Raw genomic sequence first — 14,694 nt, 5'->3', positions numbered from 1 at the left:
ACGTCACATGCCGAATCATCCAACGCTCATCATATTTCTCAGGAGGCACGACACATGAAAAAAACATTGATCGCAGCGGCGAGCACGGCAGTCCTACTCGCAGGATGTGCAACGACAGAACCAGCAGAAGAGAAAAAAGCAGATAAGAAGGTCTTGCATACGATGGAGAGCTATGATCTCCTGTCGGTTGATCCGGCAGATGCTATCACGTCAAACATTTTTAACCAAATCTACGAAGGACTCTATCGCTTTGACGCGAACAACGAACTCGTTCCGGCAGCAGCGAAATCACATAGTGTGTCTGAAGACGGAAAAGTCTATACGTTCAAGTTTGACCCAAATGCCAAATGGTCGGATGGAAAACCCGTCACAGCAGAGAACTTCCGTTATGCGTTCGAGCGTGTCGTCAAAACGAACTCACCGTTCGCGTATTTGCTTGAGCCGGTTGAAAAAACGACAGCCGTCGACGACGAGACACTCCGGATCGAACTGAAACGTCCGACACCGTACTTCCTCAGCATGACGACGTTCGGCACCTATATGCCAGTCCGGGAAGATATCGTCAAAGCAGAAGGCGAGCAGTTTGGAACGGATCCAAAGACAAACGTCTACAACGGACCGTTTACGTTCAAGAAGTATCAAGCGGAGCAAGGTTATACGCTCGCGAAAAACGCTGAGTACGCAGATCGGAAGAACGTCAAGATTGACGAAGTCGACGTTAAAATCATCAAGGATCCGATGCTTGCGATCAACTTGTTCGAGTCAGGTGAGCTCGATGTCGCGCCACTCAACTCGGAGAACGTTGTGACGTACAAGGATCAAAAAGAGTACAACACGTTCAGCGATTCGCGGATGTTCTTCATTCGGATGAACGAAAAGACGGAAGCCTTGAAGGACAAGGAAACACGTCAAGCAATCGACGCGGCATATGATAAAAAAGCGTTGACAGAAACGTTGCTCGGAAACGGATCACTCCCTGCGGACTACATCGTACCACAAGAACTTGATCCGAAATACGATAGTACACGCCAAATCGAATCGTCGTATAATGCAACAGCGGCGAACAAAGTGCTCGCAAACCAAAATCTTAAACTGACGATGTCGATTGAAGACGACGACGTCTCGAAAAAAATCGGTGAGTACATCCAAGGGGCGTTGAAGAAACAAAACGTCGACGTTAAACTGTTGTCACTTCCGAAGAAAGAGCGTCTCGCCCGTGAGGGACGAGGGGACTACGATTTGTCACTCGCGAGCTGGGCACCGGACTATCAGGATGCGACGACATACCTGAATTTGTTCACAACCGGTAACCCGTTCAACATGATGGACTACTCGAACAAACAGTATGACCGTCTCTTGAAACAGGCTGAAAGTGAACTCGATCAAGACAAGCGTCTCGCGTTACTCAGTAAAGCGGAAAGCGTATTGCTTGATGATCAAGCAATCTCACCGGTCTACCAACGGAAGAATGCCTTCTTGCAAAACACGGAAGTGAAGAATCTCGCGCGTCATAATGTCGGAACGGATATTTCTTATAAATACGTCGAAATCAATCGTAACTGATACTCGTATCCTCTTTTCCTGATAACAGAAGGGAAAGAGGATTTTTTGTATGGGAGAGATTTGGTAATTTTATTCTAAAATCAGGTCAATCGACTAAAATCGCTTTCATTATCAACCGATAGATAGAACGGTGAAAAGAAGAACCAAGAAGGGAAGTCGCAGTTATGAAAAGATTTCGAAGAAACTTGAAGTTACGATTGTTCTTTTGGGTATTGGTGATCTCAGCCGTCACAAGTGGTATCTCAGCACAACTCGTCTTATATCTACACCGTGGGCTTGATGTCGCGGATACGAATGCAATCTGGGTCGGAGCGGGTATCGGTCTTCTCCTCTCATTAATCGGAACGACGTTGACACAACTCATTCTCCGTCAGCCGATCAAAGCGATTGAAAAGGCGACCGAGACAGCACGCGAAGTCGCAAACGGCAACTTCGACGTTGATTTTGAAGAAGCAAAACGTGGAGATGAAGTCGATCAGCTTATGCATGAGCTCGAAGTAATGGTCTTACATATCCGCAAACAAGCAACACAGATGGGCAACTCTAGCGATAAATTGACAGCTTCGGCGCAAGAAATCGCAGCAGCTGTGCAAGAAGGCAACGCGTCTGGCGAAAGCATTCGCTCGGCGATGGCGGAACTATCCGCAAAAATGAACGAAAACGTCGATCAAGCTTACCTATCGATGGATGCACTCGGTGCGGTCAAGCGGACGATGGATGAAGTCGCAGCAGAAATGAACGAAGCGTTGAAATCAGCAACAGTCATGCAGACGGAAGCGCAGAACGGGAAAACGCTTGCGACGGATTCGGTCGAAGCGATGCATATGATTTCGAAGAAGATGGAGCAGTCAGCGACGCTCAACGGTCGATTGACGGACATGACTGGAGAAATCTCGCGCATCACAGATGTCATCAGTGATATTTCTGCTCAGACGAACTTACTCAGCTTGAATGCTTCGATTGAAGCGGCACGTGCGGGTGAAGCAGGGCGTGGATTTGCTGTCGTTGCAGCAGAAGTTAAGAAGCTCGCAGAACAAACTGCAACATCAGCAAAAGAGATCACGGATTTGATTTCAGGTGTCAAACGTCTCGTCAATGATACGGCGAACGCGATGACGGATGTCCAAAATGAAGTCGCGACAGGTGTCGGACTCGTCGAACAAGCTGGTTCATCATTTGAAGAGATTCATCATTCGACGGAGCATGTCTACTCACGCGTGAAATCAGTTGACCAACTCGTCGTCAAATCCGATCAAGAAATTGATCAAGTCGGTCTGACAACAGCGAATATCCTCGCGATGGTCGAGGAAGCATCAAAACACGCAGAGCAAGTCTTACAGGCATCGAGCCATCAAGCGGCTTCACTTGGTGAAGTGAATGGCGCGATGGAAGAACTAGTTGCGGTGGCGGAGCAATTACAGGAAGAGACAGGAGCAACGCGTCTCTGATTGATGAGAAATCATACATCCTAAAAACAGGATGTATGATTTTTTTTTGGATTTTTTTGAAAAAAGCATTAAACATTTCGGGAGAACGACGATATATAGGGTGGAAGCAGTCATCGACTAATTCTACCGTGTCGCCCTTGGGCCGGCCAGGGGGCACATCTCGGAGAAGACGGATCTTCGAAGAGACAAAAAACTTATCCTATGGAGGGAAATTACAATGATTATCAATCACAACCTTAATGCAATGAACGCGCACCGTAACATGACAGCTAACACAGTCAACTCTGGGAAATCAATGGAGAAACTTTCTTCAGGTCTTCGTATCAACCGTGCTGGAGATGATGCAGCTGGTCTTGCAATCTCTGAAAAAATGCGTGGTCAGATTCGTGGTTTGGATCAAGCTTCGCGTAACGCACAGGACGGTATCTCACTCATTCAAACAGCTGAAGGCGCTTTGAACGAGACACATTCGATTCTTCAACGGATGCGTGAACTTTCTGTTCAATCATCAAACGATACGAACACAAATGAAGACCGTGCTGAGCTTCAAAAAGAAGTAGCAGAACTCACAAGTGAAGTTTCACGGATTGCAAACAACACAGAATTCAATACAAAAACACTTATGAGCGGTGGTTTCTCAGCATCTGGTTCTGGTCTTAAGTTCCACATCGGTGCTAACGCTACTCAAAACATCGAATTGAAAATTTCAAATATGACAGCGACTGGTTTAGGTGTAGATGCAGTTGATATTTCTACTCAAGCAGGTGCTGATGCTGCTATCACTACAGTTAATACTGCGATTAAAACTGTTTCTTCTGAGCGTTCTAGACTCGGGGCAACACAAAACCGTCTTGAACATACAATCAACAACTTAAATGTTGGATCTGAAAACCTCCAAGCTGCTGAATCACGTGTACGCGACGTGGATATGGCTAAAGAGATGATGAGTTTCACGAAAAACAACATTTTGAACCAAGCTGCTCAAGCTATGCTTGCTCAAGCAAACCAACAGCCACAAGCTGTACTTCAGTTGTTACGTTAATCATAACTTTGATCCGTTTAAAAAAGAGGGTGCAGACATTATGTCTGTCTCCCTTTTTTTTATAAAATTGTTAGTCTATCGATATTCATACATTGAAAATGTATACTATATATGGATATATTTTTTGAAAAATAAAGGAGTTACTTATGTCACAATTACAGAACATAGTAAAAGAGCTTCGAGATATATCGAATCAGATTTCCGTACTTGGTGAAAACGAAGAATGGGATTTATTCGACGAAATTGTTGAAATGATTCGGCTGTTTGGGGAAAGTATTCATTCTAATGGTATTAGAACGGCGGAAAATATGTTGGATCTTCAATCTATAAAGAAAAAAAATTTACCATTGTATGCTAATGTAGTCTACGATAATTTACAATTATTAATTACAGAATACGAATCGTTATTAGCAGTTGAACATCAGAAGCAAATCGTCTATCCGTTTCGATATCACGAGAATGAAATGGCTCTTGTGAAGCAACATGACGACAGTTATTACTTTATAAATGAAACAACGTCAACTTTAAAGCAATTACAATTAGAAATTAATGATGATACAGAAGCAATCATTCTTTTAGGATATGGAAGTGGAATGATTCATAAAGAGTTGTTAAAAAGTTATCATGTTCTTACAATCGATCCATTCAACTTACCTTCGAATGTGAGAACCGATACGGTACTATCGTTTCTTGATTCAAAAGACGATAGTAAGATGTTATTGCAATCAAAGTTTCAATCCTTTGTTGGTTTGAAAACGGAAGTCATCAAACATCCTCTTTACAAAGATACCCAAGTATTGCTTGAACTTTTAAAATTGGTTAGAAACTATTTGGGAGAAAGCTTAATCAATTTAACGACACGAAAAGTATATACAGAAAGTTGGTATCAAGAATCGTTTCGAAATGCTAAGTACTTAAGTGGAAAATCAGATTATATTTTAGATGTTAGCTGTTTGAAACATCAATATATAGGAAGTAATGCTTTGATGATCGCAGGGGGACCTTCATTAGAAGAAGCTATTCCATATCTTAAACAAGCACAGAACGCATATTACATTATTGCGATTGGTCAGACGGTAAAAGTATTGTATGAACATGGAATTCGTCCTGATTTTGTAGTTTCGATTGATGCAGGAGAAGCAAATGCTCACTTCTTTAAAGACATTGAATTAGATGTCCCATTAGTTTATTCGTTACAAGTAAACCATCAGATACCACAACGCGCAAAAGGGCTGTTGATTCCATATGCAGATTCACAAATATCACAAGAATTGTTGGCGTATTCAAAAACATCATTTACCTCTTACCCTACTGTGGCATTAGCAGCAGTTGCCTTTGCAAATTATTTAGGATTTGATTCTATTGGATTAATTGGACAGGATTTAGCATTAAGGAAAGGCGAATATTATAGTGCTTCTGTTAAACAGGTTTCTTCTACAGATGGCCAAATGCATGAAACGTTATACGATGTTCCTTTAAATAATGGTCAGATGGGAAAGACGACACCAATCTTATTTGGATTTTTAAGTGGATATCAAGCTTTAATCAAATTAAACTGTGGCTTATCAGAAAAATTAGTTAACTATGCGGAAAAAGGTGCCCTTATTGAAGGTGTACCCTATCAATCACTTAAATCATTACAAACAAATTTAATCAAAAAACGCAACCTAAAAAAAGTGGATAACAAGAATATTTTAGAACTGGACGCATCAATCCAGTATGTTCAAGGTTTATTAGATAGTATTTTGGAACGCTTACAAACACTCGAAAAACGATTGAAGCGTACCATGTATAAAAAAGCAGTAACCGTAGATGAATTTGAAAAAATACTACTTGATTGGGATGCGATGATTGAGGCTCCTTTTTTCCGTACACATATAATGCCGCTGCAACTAGTTAATTTGTTAATCATTCAAAACAAAATAAAAATTCATAATCGATATAATCGGACAAGCGCAATGCGTCTTTCTATTTTGTCACGGATGGTTGAATCGATTCAAGAACTAGAAAATCAACTTTATACCATTAAGCAAACATGTGTAGAAACGATAAGGTAACAAAAATATTTAACTGATGCATTTTTGCATGAGAGAGGAAGTATTTAAAAATGTTTACGAATCAGACGATATTAGTTACAGGTGGAACAGGTTCATTTGGTAAAAGGTTTATAGCGTCAGTACTTAAACAAAATGTAAAAAAAGTGATTGTCTTTAGTCGTGACGAATTAAAACAGTATGAAATGGCTCAGGAATTTACGGATCCGAGAGTTCGCTTTTTCATCGGAGATGTCCGAGACAAGGATCGCTTATATCGTGCTTTTGATGGCGTCGATATTGTTATCCATGCTGCAGCATTAAAACATGTCGGAGCATGCGAATATAATCCATTCGAGGCAGTTAAGACAAATATTCATGGAGCACAGAATATCATAGAAGCTGCTATTGATCGTGGTGTAAAAAAGGTCATTGCTTTAAGTACAGATAAAGCGGCGAGTCCAATCAACCTATACGGTGCGACGAAATTAGCTTCTGATAAATTGTTCGTTGCTGGGAATTCATATGCTGGGGATAAAGAAACTCGCTTTTCTGTAGTTCGCTATGGAAATGTAGTTGGTAGCCGAGGTAGCGTGGTGCCGTTCTTTAAAAAATTGAAAGAGGATGGAGCGACGGTCATTCCGGTTACCGATGAGCGCATGACACGCTTTTGGATTACTTTAGATCAAGGTGTACAATTCGTGATTGATAGTCTAGAACGCATGAAAGGTGGGGAAATCTTCATTCCTAAAATCCCAAGTATGAATATCCTCGATTTAGCTAAAGCGATTGCACCGGAATGTGCTACTGAAATCGTAGGTATTCGACCTGGAGAAAAATTGCATGAGGCAATGATTACCGAAGATGATGCTCGCCATACACTAGAGTATGCGGACCATTTTGTAATTCAACCAGAATTCCCATGGTGGAGTAATGAACATATGAATGGCGGCACTGCTCTTCCGGAAGGTTTTACTTACATAAGTAATGTGAATGATGATTGGTTGAGTGTAGAAGATCTACGGGCATTAGTGACAGACTGAATAGCTTGATGAGGAGATGTGTACAGTGAGTCAAGTACCAGTAAGAGATACATTTTTACCTTATGGTAGACAATGGATTGAAGATGATGATATCGAAGCTGTCGTAAAGATATTAAAAAGTGATTTTCTGACAACAGGACCTGCCATATTGGAGTTTGAAGAAGCGGTTGCTCATTACGTCGGAGCAAAGTATGCAGTTTCTTTTTCAAATGGAACGGCAGCTTTACATGGCGCATGCTTTGCGGCAGGAATTCAAGAGGGGGATGAAGTCATCACGACCCCGATGACGTTCGCTGCCAGTGCGAATTGTGTACTCTATCAGGGAGGAACTCCAGTATTTGCTGATATCGATGATAGTACCTACAATATAGATCCTAAGCAAATTGAAGAAAAAATCACCTCAAAAACGAAAGCGATCATTCCAGTCCATTTTACCGGACAACCAGCTGAGTTGGATGAAATTCATCGTCTCGCTCAAGAACACAACTTAATCGTTATTGAAGATGCTGCACATGCGTTAGGTGCTTCGTATAAAAAGAAGCGCATTGGTGGATTAAGTGATATGACGATGTTTAGCTTCCATCCGGTAAAGCACGTCACGTCGGGTGAGGGTGGTGTCATTACGACTAACGATGACGTCTATTATCAAAAATTATTACAATTCCGTTCACATGGCATTATCAAGGATCAGCAGTTAATGACCGAATCTCATGGGCCTTGGTACTATGAAATGCAGTCTTTAGGTTTCAATTATCGAATGACAGATATACAAGCAGCTCTTGGAGCAAATCAATTAAAAAAGATAGACCACTTCTTATCGAGAAGAAAACATTATGTTACTTTATATAATGAAGCATTTGAAAGTAGGGATGAGATTCGTATTCCTGCTCAACATCCTGACGGTGATTCAAGTTGGCATTTATACATCATTCGACTTCAAACAGAAAAGATGAAAGTTTCTAGAAAAGTGATCTACGAAGAGCTGATGAAAGAAAATATCGGGGTCAACGTTCATTATATCCCTGTTCACAAGATGCCTTACTATCAGCAACTTGGGTACGGTAAAGAGACATATCCAGTTACTGAGAAATTATACGAAGAAATTTTGACACTTCCACTTTTTCCTAAAATGAGTGTAGATGATATTAATGATGTCATTACCGCAGTTATAAAAATTCTGAATCAGTATAGAAAGTGAAGAGACCTGATGAAAACAGTAGCAATCATTCAAGCGAGAATGGGATCAACACGATTACCTGGAAAAATCATGATGAAGTTAAAAGAGAAGACGGTTTTGAATCATGTGATTGAACGCGTACAACAATCGAGAGAAATAGATGAAATTATTGTAGCAACTACAATTTTAAAAGAAGATGATGTAGTGGAAGTAGAAGCTAAACGTTATGGGGTAAAGGTATTTCGTGGAAGTTCTGAAAACGTACTAGAACGTTACTACCAAGCTGCAGTATCAAGTGATGCTGATCATATCGTTAGGATTACTTCGGATTGCCCTTTAGTTGATCCTATTGTTTTGAATGAATTAGTCCGTAAATATCATGAATCAAATTGCGAAATCGCTACGAATGTTGGTAAAAAAATCGAAGATAGGACTTTTCCTAGGGGATTAGATGCAGAAATTTTTTCTTTTCAAGCATTACAACAGGCTTTTGAGAAAGCCGATTTTGATTACCAACGTGAACATGTAACACCATTTATGTACGAACATATTTCAAAAGTAGAATTGCTGAAGAATCCAGTTAACTACTCTATATACAGATGGACATTAGATACTCCAGAAGATTTTAAACTAATTAACGAAATCTATGAACGGCTTTATTATGGAAAACACGACTTCTATCTAAATGATATTTTAGAAATTTTTAAGCAAGAAAAGAAGTTGAATGATATTAATATGCATATTCAACAAAAAGAAATTAAATCAAAAGGATGAGATGGAAATGAAGGTCGTAATTCTGACTGAGGGAGGAAAGAAAACTGGTTATGGACATCTTTCGAGGTGCAGTTCACTATATGATGAATTAGTAAAAAGGAAAATTGATGTCGAAATGATTATTAATAGTGAACTTCTTACTATCGATATTTTACAGAATCGAAATTATTCCATTGTTGATTGGACTTCTTTCGAATATCTAAGAAATAATATTCAAACATCTGTTCATTATATTGTGGATTCATATATTGCTTCAAAACAAGTCTGTCAATTCGTTAGTGAACATTCAAAAAAAGTATTATACCTAGACGATACGTCAAGAATTGAATATCCTAAAGGAATTGTTGTAAGGGCCTCTCTTCAAGCTACAAAAGAAACTAGAGATCTGCTAATGGGTAGCAAATACATTATATTAAGAGACACTTATAAATCAATTGCCAACAAAAAGCATGTTCAGAAGACTAATGAAATTCTATTAACGATGGGTGGAACGAATCAAATAGAATTAATTCGAACGATATTAAAAAAAATCAACGAAATTTATCCGGAATGTAAAATTAATATTGTGTTAGGGAATTTAGATTCGTCGCATTTCGGAGAAGGATTGATTCAGGAATATAGGAATATCGTATTACATAATTATTTATCGAGTCACGAAATGCAAAAATTAATGATTGCTTCGGATTTTGCAATTACTGCAGCCGGGCAAACTATTTACGAATTGATTGCAACCTCTACACCATTCATTCCGATACAAATCGCAGATAATCAAAGAGGAAATCTAAGCTCATTAAGAAATAAACAACTCATTCAAACGATACTTTGTTGGGAAGAGGAAAAATTTTCTGAGAAATTTGAGATAGAATTGCAGCGGATGTTTTCGATACCATTTCGTAAAAAAATCATGGAACGACTAGATGGATTGATAGATGGACTAGGTTCAGAACGAATTATTAATGCTTTATGTTACGAAGAAGTAACTAGTCATCGAATAAGTATTAGAACTGCGAAAGAAAGCGATTGTGCTTTTGTTTTTGAACTATCTAATCAAGAGTATGTTCGAAAATATTCTTTGAATGCTCGACCAATCGAATGGGAATCTCATATCCAGTGGTTCAAAGAAACAATAAATTCTAAAACTCATTTGTTTTTAGTAGTTATTGACGAGTTTGATCAATTAGTAGGTCAAATAAGATATGAAATTAATGATAAATCAGCAACAATTAGTATTAGTCTAGCCCAATCTATTTTAGGTAAAGGATTAAGCAAAGCTCTCGTTTATCAAAGTATAGATTACCTCCAGCAAAAATTTCCTAATGTTTCACAAGTTTTTGCTTGGATTTCAGATGAAAACAAAGCATCTATAAAAACTTTTGAAAGAGTTGGTTTCAAACGATCATTTGCACAATCGATTTTAAATGGTGCTTCTCAATATACGTACGAGATTAGGGGATAAGACTAATGAAGATTGCGAATAAAGATATTTCAAATGGCGTATTTATCATTGCTGAACTATCTGCAAATCATGGAAATGACATTCAAATTGCAAAAAAGACAATGATGGCAGCGAAAGAAGCAGGAGCAGATGCGATTAAATTACAAACATACACACCCGATACAATCACGATTGATTGCTCTAATCAATATTTTCAATTAAATCAAGGAACGATTTGGGACGGAAGAACGCTGTACGATTTATATAAAGAAGCGTACACGCCATGGGAATGGCATAAGGAGTTAATGGATTATGCCAAAGAGATAGGAATTATTTGTTTTTCAAGTCCTTTTGATTCTTCTGCCGTAGATTTTTTAGAAAGTCTCAACGTGCCCGCATATAAAATTGCATCGTTTGAAATTACGGATGTACCTCTTATTGAATATGTTGCTTCTAAACAAAAACCAGTCATCATCTCGACTGGTATTGCGACGATGCAAGAAATTGACGAGGCGATAGCTGCTTGCAAACGAGCTGGTAATGAAGAAATTATTTTATTAAAATGTACTTCGTCTTATCCTGCTAAAATTGAAGAAGCGAATTTAAAAACTATGCAAAACATGAAAGCAACATTTGATGTGGAAGTGGGATTGTCTGATCATACATTAGGGATCATAGCACCAGTTGTTGCGACGACATTAGGTGCTAAAGTAATTGAAAAGCATTTTATTCTTGATAAAGCAATCGGAGGACCAGATGCTTCGTTTTCTCTTGATCCACAAGAGTTCAAGGCAATGGTTGATGCTGTGCGTGATGCAAAAGCATCATTAGGGAAAATAGACTACCAACTAAATGAAAAAAAGGTGAAAAATCGTAATTTTTCACGATCTCTTTTTGTCGTAAAAGATATAAAAGCAGGCGAAACTTTTACAAAAGAGCATGTGAAATCAATTCGACCGGGACATGGATTACCCCCTAAGTATATGATTTCTATCATGGGAAAAACAGCGCGATATGATATCGAACGTGGAACTCCTCTTCAATGGGATCAAATAAATTAAATAGAATTAATATTTTTTAAGAGGTATGTTTTACCTCTTTTTTATTTTTAACGATTTAGAGAACAAAAAAGAAAACTAAAAAAAAATACTTTTTGGTCGATATAAAACATGAGAATAAAAACGTGAGGGAGAAATCTATGAATCCGACCTTATCTGAAGTAAGGCTCCATTTGCCGTCTTCCGTTTTACCTTATGAACAAACTAAAAATGTGTTCGTTGAGGCAAATCAGGATCGACTCGCTGAAGAAGGAGTCGTCGTGTTGCCTACTCCACAGCATATTACAAAACTAGAAACAGCTGTGGAAAAAGCGAATAGCGTATTGGAACAGCAACGTACTGGATTGAAATTCGTAAAACATGAAAAATTAAACGATTACTATATTCAAATTGTTGATTCAAAAAATGAAGTGATTCGTGAGATTCCTAGCAAGAAGTCATTGGATTTTTTTGCTGCTTTCATGGAATTCAATCATCTTTTTGATCAACGAATTTAACACATCAAAAGGAGGAGTACTATGTCATCACCTATTCGATTCGGTGGTTTAGCAAGTGGGATTGATACTGATAGTGTAATCAAGCAGTTAATGCAGGCGGAGCGTGTGCCAGTCGATCGCTTAGAGCAGAAAAAGCAAGTGACGGAATGGAAACGAGATGCTTATCGTGAAATTAACCGCTCTCTCTTGACTTTGCGTAGTAGTGCAGTTGATTTGATATTTAGTCGTAACTTTTATGCTAAAAAGGCGACTTCTTCAGATGAAAGTAAAGCTACGGTCGTCAGTGGACCATCTAGTGGAAATACCGCTATCTCAATTGATTCTGTCACACAATTAGCAACATCACCATCGCATGTAGCAACAGTGAGTAATGGAGGAAGTGCTGTTAAAAATACGACAGCAGTTTCTACACTAGGATTGGATGTCGGAAAAAGAAGTCAGGTATTATCTACTTCGGCAAAGGAGATTACCATTAAGCCTTTACCAAACAATGCTCCTTCTTTTAAGGATAAGGATGGTAATACGTTAACACTTGCTCATACATTTGATGCTTCGACTGGGAAAATAACATTTGATGATGGAGTCGTTATTCCGGAAGGAGCAACTGTTCAGTATGAAGCTGGGTATCAAATACAATTGCGTACTTCTTCTACGGGACAGCCACAAACTGTTTTTCTTGATCAAGGTGCTACATTTAAAGATGTGATTAGTGCTTTGAACGGAGCTAAAACGGGTGTCAGTGCGTTCTTTGATGAGGCATCAGGAAAAATATCCATTACTGGGAAGTCGACAGGGTCTTCTTCAATTATTGAATTCACGGATAGTGCCTCGAAAACATTATTCAATTTACCATCGAATACTGCTGGAAAAGATGCATTAGTGAAGGTCAATGGTATTGATTTAATTCAATCATCAAATACCTTCACCATCGATAATCTGACGATTTCACTGAAATCAGCATTTACAGATGGAAAGGCAGTAAATTTATCTTCAGCGACTGATACTCAAAAGATTTTTGATAATATCAAAGGTTTCGTTGATAAGTATAATGAAACGATTGATTTGATGAACAAGAAAACACGTGAAGAGCGCTATCGTACCTTTACGCCTTTAACAAAAGCCCAAAGAGATGAACTGTCTGAAGACGAGATAAAAAAATGGGAAGAGAAAGCAATGAGTGGCATGCTCAAAAGTGATACGATCGTTCGAGGTGCCATGGACTCGTTAAGAGGAAAATGGACTTCATCTACAGCAACGACAAACAGTAAAGAAGCGAGCCAACTGTATCAAATCGGTTTAGCGACAGGTGCTGATTTTACGAATGGCGGCAAAATTGAATTAGATGAAGAAAAATTGAAAGCTGCGATTGAACGCAATCCTGAAGAGGTTTATCAATTATTTACGAATCCAGAAAAAGGTCTACTTCCTCAAATACGCGATGCAGCTGCTGACGCACGAACTAATATTACACGTATTGCTGGTTTCGAAGGGGCTGGATCTCCTACGTATTCCATGGGACGTGAAATGACTGAAATGGATTCACGAATTAAAAGATTAAATGATATGTTGACCACTAAAGAAAATTCATATTATCGTCGTTTTGCAGCTATGGAGAAAGCAATGAATCAGGCGAATAGCCAATCTGCATCGTTAGCTTCCTATTTAGGACAGTAAGGAGAGAATTAGATGAACCCATACGCATCCTATCAAACAAACTCAGTAACTACTGCGTTACCTCAAGATTTAACGCTTATGTTATACGAAGGGTTGATTAAATTTTCGATGCTTTCAAAGCAAGCAATTGAACAAGGAATGATTGAACAAAAAAATACAAATATTCAAAAGGCGCAAGCGATCATCAGTGAACTTCAATTGACGCTTAATCAGTCGATTGCACTGTCAAAAGATTTAAATGCTTTATACGATTATATGCAAGTACGATTAATCGATGCGAATATCAAGAATGATATCGTTGCGATTGATGAAGTCATTGGATTTGCAGAAGAATTCCGTGAGACTTGGAAAGAAGCGATGAAACTCGCGAAGCAACGATGAGCCCGCTTGATCCGCTTCGCCTCAAGACGAAACGACTAATGGAATTACTTGATCAAATACCTAACGATGAAATTTATGATGACTGGATCAATAAGATTCAACATTTACTTGATGAACGCGAAGCGTTTATTGCAGCACATTCTAACTTGTTGGCTGAAGCCAATCAAACGATCATTCAGGAGCTAGTTGATGATAGTCGACAAATTGACTTGAAATTATCTGCTGAAACAGCTAAATTAGGATTACAATTAGGTCACATTCGAAAGAAACAAACAAATCGTCGGTCTTATGTTGACCCCTATGAAGAGGTCGAGGGTACGATTTCACCGTATTTTGATTCGCGTCAGTAATGTTTTTGCGTGAGGGAGGAATCTTTCGTGAAGAAACAAGAGCAGGGTAAACGCCGTGTCCCACAAACCTATTTCCAATCGGACGGTTCGTATGATCAGTTCATTGAACCGGATGTCGAGACCGAATCGTGGGAAGCGCTCGAGCGTCCGATTTCGGAACAACCGGATGTGTATGAGGAAGAAAAGTATCGCCGTGAATCATGACACGATAAAAAGAAC

The 14,694-nt window shown here is 39.0% G+C and carries 14 protein-coding genes; all 14 read left to right on the top strand.

The features are described 5' to 3' along the window. Positions 1 to 54: 54 nt before the first annotated feature. The 14 genes from KNQ12_RS05960 to KNQ12_RS05895 all read left to right on the top strand — a co-directional run bounded on the left by KNQ12_RS05960 (position 55) and on the right by KNQ12_RS05895 (position 14,679). A complete protein-coding gene (locus KNQ12_RS05960) occupies positions 55 to 1,563 on the top strand; it encodes a peptide ABC transporter substrate-binding protein (RefSeq protein WP_214746758.1) in 1,509 nt (502 codons plus the stop codon). A gap of 185 nt (positions 1,564 to 1,748) precedes the next feature. Next, positions 1,749 to 3,011: a methyl-accepting chemotaxis protein gene (locus tag KNQ12_RS05955; RefSeq protein WP_251055709.1), complete on the top strand. Its 1,263-nt coding sequence runs from the start codon at positions 1,749 to 1,751 to the stop codon at positions 3,009 to 3,011. A 217-nt stretch (positions 3,012 to 3,228) separates the two neighbouring features. Beyond that, positions 3,229 to 4,053 (top strand): flagellin N-terminal helical domain-containing protein, encoded by an 825-nt coding sequence (locus KNQ12_RS05950; protein ID WP_214746756.1) that lies wholly within the window; start codon positions 3,229 to 3,231, stop codon positions 4,051 to 4,053. Between the two features lie 146 nt (positions 4,054 to 4,199). Beyond that, a complete protein-coding gene (locus tag KNQ12_RS05945) occupies positions 4,200 to 6,110 on the top strand; it encodes a motility associated factor glycosyltransferase family protein (protein ID WP_214746753.1) in 1,911 nt (636 codons plus the stop codon). Positions 6,111 to 6,160: 50 nt separating this feature from the next. Beyond that, positions 6,161 to 7,129 (top strand): UDP-N-acetylglucosamine 4,6-dehydratase (inverting), encoded by a 969-nt coding sequence (gene pseB / locus KNQ12_RS05940; RefSeq protein ID WP_214746750.1) that lies wholly within the window; start codon positions 6,161 to 6,163, stop codon positions 7,127 to 7,129. Between the two features lie 16 nt (positions 7,130 to 7,145). Continuing rightward, positions 7,146 to 8,327: a UDP-4-amino-4,6-dideoxy-N-acetyl-beta-L-altrosamine transaminase gene (gene pseC, locus KNQ12_RS05935; protein ID WP_214746747.1), complete on the top strand. Its 1,182-nt coding sequence runs from the start codon at positions 7,146 to 7,148 to the stop codon at positions 8,325 to 8,327. Positions 8,328 to 8,336: 9 nt separating this feature from the next. Then, the gene (locus KNQ12_RS05930) at positions 8,337 to 9,080 is read left to right on the top strand and encodes a cytidylyltransferase domain-containing protein (RefSeq protein ID WP_214746743.1); all 744 of its coding nucleotides are present in this window, start codon (positions 8,337 to 8,339) and stop codon (positions 9,078 to 9,080) included. 7 nt (positions 9,081 to 9,087) lie between these two features. Continuing rightward, positions 9,088 to 10,536: a bifunctional UDP-2,4-diacetamido-2,4,6-trideoxy-beta-L-altropyranose hydrolase/GNAT family N-acetyltransferase gene (locus KNQ12_RS05925; RefSeq protein WP_214746740.1), complete on the top strand. Its 1,449-nt coding sequence runs from the start codon at positions 9,088 to 9,090 to the stop codon at positions 10,534 to 10,536. A 5-nt stretch (positions 10,537 to 10,541) separates the two neighbouring features. Next, complete coding sequence (gene pseI, locus KNQ12_RS05920; RefSeq protein ID WP_214746737.1) at positions 10,542 to 11,576, top strand: pseudaminic acid synthase; 1,035 nt, start codon at positions 10,542 to 10,544, stop codon at positions 11,574 to 11,576. A gap of 137 nt (positions 11,577 to 11,713) precedes the next feature. Further along, a complete protein-coding gene (locus KNQ12_RS05915; RefSeq protein ID WP_055968964.1) occupies positions 11,714 to 12,070 on the top strand; it encodes a flagellar protein FlaG in 357 nt (118 codons plus the stop codon). A gap of 21 nt (positions 12,071 to 12,091) precedes the next feature. Beyond that, positions 12,092 to 13,744: a flagellar filament capping protein FliD gene (gene fliD / locus KNQ12_RS05910; protein WP_055968961.1), complete on the top strand. Its 1,653-nt coding sequence runs from the start codon at positions 12,092 to 12,094 to the stop codon at positions 13,742 to 13,744. 12 nt (positions 13,745 to 13,756) lie between these two features. Next, positions 13,757 to 14,125 carry a flagellar export chaperone FliS gene (fliS, locus tag KNQ12_RS05905; RefSeq protein ID WP_023469259.1) on the top strand — a complete coding sequence of 123 codons (369 nt, stop codon included), beginning with the start codon at positions 13,757 to 13,759 and terminating at the stop codon, positions 14,123 to 14,125. Beyond that, a complete protein-coding gene (locus tag KNQ12_RS05900; RefSeq protein WP_214746734.1) occupies positions 14,122 to 14,475 on the top strand; it encodes a hypothetical protein in 354 nt (117 codons plus the stop codon). The genes fliS and KNQ12_RS05900 overlap by 4 nt, the downstream gene beginning before the upstream one ends. Before the next feature lie 27 nt (positions 14,476 to 14,502). Further along, positions 14,503 to 14,679: a hypothetical protein gene (locus tag KNQ12_RS05895; RefSeq protein ID WP_023469257.1), complete on the top strand. Its 177-nt coding sequence runs from the start codon at positions 14,503 to 14,505 to the stop codon at positions 14,677 to 14,679. Positions 14,680 to 14,694: the final 15 nt, after the last annotated feature.

This window comes from Exiguobacterium sp. s11 (assembly GCF_018619015.1).
GTDB classification, from domain to species: Bacteria; Bacillota; Bacilli; order Exiguobacteriales; family Exiguobacteriaceae; genus Exiguobacterium_A; species Exiguobacterium_A indicum.
The sequence above is the reverse complement of the archived record's forward strand: the minus strand, read 5'-3'. Positions and strand labels throughout refer to the sequence as shown.

What these genes read in the sequence shown, in the direction of transcription:
- KNQ12_RS05960 (WP_214746758.1), top strand. Translation starts at nt 55, where the DNA reads ATGAAAAAAACATTGATCGCAGCGGCGAGCACGGCAGTCCTACTCGCA.
- KNQ12_RS05950 (WP_214746756.1), top strand. Translation starts at nt 3,229, where the DNA reads ATGATTATCAATCACAACCTTAATGCAATGAACGCGCACCGTAACATG.
- KNQ12_RS05945 (WP_214746753.1), top strand. Translation starts at nt 4,200, where the DNA reads ATGTCACAATTACAGAACATAGTAAAAGAGCTTCGAGATATATCGAAT.
- pseB (WP_214746750.1), top strand. Translation starts at nt 6,161, where the DNA reads ATGTTTACGAATCAGACGATATTAGTTACAGGTGGAACAGGTTCATTT.
- pseC (WP_214746747.1), top strand. Translation starts at nt 7,146, where the DNA reads ATGTGTACAGTGAGTCAAGTACCAGTAAGAGATACATTTTTACCTTAT.
- KNQ12_RS05930 (WP_214746743.1), top strand. Translation starts at nt 8,337, where the DNA reads ATGAAAACAGTAGCAATCATTCAAGCGAGAATGGGATCAACACGATTA.
- KNQ12_RS05925 (WP_214746740.1), top strand. Translation starts at nt 9,088, where the DNA reads ATGAAGGTCGTAATTCTGACTGAGGGAGGAAAGAAAACTGGTTATGGA.
- pseI (WP_214746737.1), top strand. Translation starts at nt 10,542, where the DNA reads ATGAAGATTGCGAATAAAGATATTTCAAATGGCGTATTTATCATTGCT.
- KNQ12_RS05915 (WP_055968964.1), top strand. Translation starts at nt 11,714, where the DNA reads ATGAATCCGACCTTATCTGAAGTAAGGCTCCATTTGCCGTCTTCCGTT.
- fliD (WP_055968961.1), top strand. Translation starts at nt 12,092, where the DNA reads ATGTCATCACCTATTCGATTCGGTGGTTTAGCAAGTGGGATTGATACT.
- fliS (WP_023469259.1), top strand. Translation starts at nt 13,757, where the DNA reads ATGAACCCATACGCATCCTATCAAACAAACTCAGTAACTACTGCGTTA.
- KNQ12_RS05900 (WP_214746734.1), top strand. Translation starts at nt 14,122, where the DNA reads ATGAGCCCGCTTGATCCGCTTCGCCTCAAGACGAAACGACTAATGGAA.